2 protein-coding genes are annotated in these 701 nt (G+C 59.2%); both read right to left on the reverse strand.

Annotated elements, in window-relative coordinates:
* A partial coding sequence (locus B2W52_RS16925; protein WP_286803780.1) for an alpha/beta fold hydrolase occupies positions 1-381 on the reverse strand: 381 nt, incomplete at its 3' end.
* Positions 368-701: hypothetical protein (locus tag B2W52_RS16930; RefSeq protein ID WP_286803781.1), on the reverse strand; the 334-nt coding region annotated here is incomplete at its 5' end. The genes B2W52_RS16930 and B2W52_RS16925, both read right to left, overlap by 14 nt.

Genomic DNA, 701 nt, shown 5'->3' on the forward strand with positions numbered 1-701 from the left:
GACCCCGAGATCAACCCGATCCGCGAGTCGGTAACAGCAGGCCAGGGTCCGGGAACCGCCGCTGGACCAGCCGATGTGACTGAAGCGCGCCAATTCCAGGGAATCGGCAAGCTGCTCGATATCGGCCGGGTAATCGAGCAGCTTGCGCCCTGGCTGGAAATCGGAGTTGCCGATACCGGGGCGGTCGGGGGTCAGGATGCGAAACCCGTGCTCCCTGGCTTTTTCATCAAAGAAGCGGCCTTCCAGACGGCTGCCCGGCATACCGTGCCCAAAGACAATCGGGTAGCCGAGGGGGTCGCCAACGTCCGTGAACGCCAGGGTCCTGCCATCTGAAAGCGTTAGAACCCGGTGCCACCGCGCATCGGCACTAATTTGTGTCATTCGTGGGGTAGACCGAGCGCGACAGGGTGGGCTCACAGCCGACAACTCTGCGGGCCTGTTTGTGAGCGTGGAGATACCAGCGTTGGCCGGCTTTTGCGAACGTGTTTTTGCTCACGTCAAAGTCTACGTTTTCCATGGTTGCCGGAATAGGCGAGCCGTCGGCGTGGCGATAAACGCAGCTCACGCCAATGGTCAGCGCTGTCGCTGCCGGTAGTTCAATGAATCCGTCTTCTCTTACAGCCGGCTCATTGTCGTTTATCGCAATGACCTTGAGACACGGACCGTAATGAACCTTCTCAAGATCATCCAGGTATTCGTTG

The sequence above is a fragment of the Marinobacter sp. UBA2498 genome, assembly GCF_002341575.1.
Taxonomy (GTDB): domain Bacteria; phylum Pseudomonadota; class Gammaproteobacteria; order Pseudomonadales; family Oleiphilaceae; genus Marinobacter; species Marinobacter manganoxydans.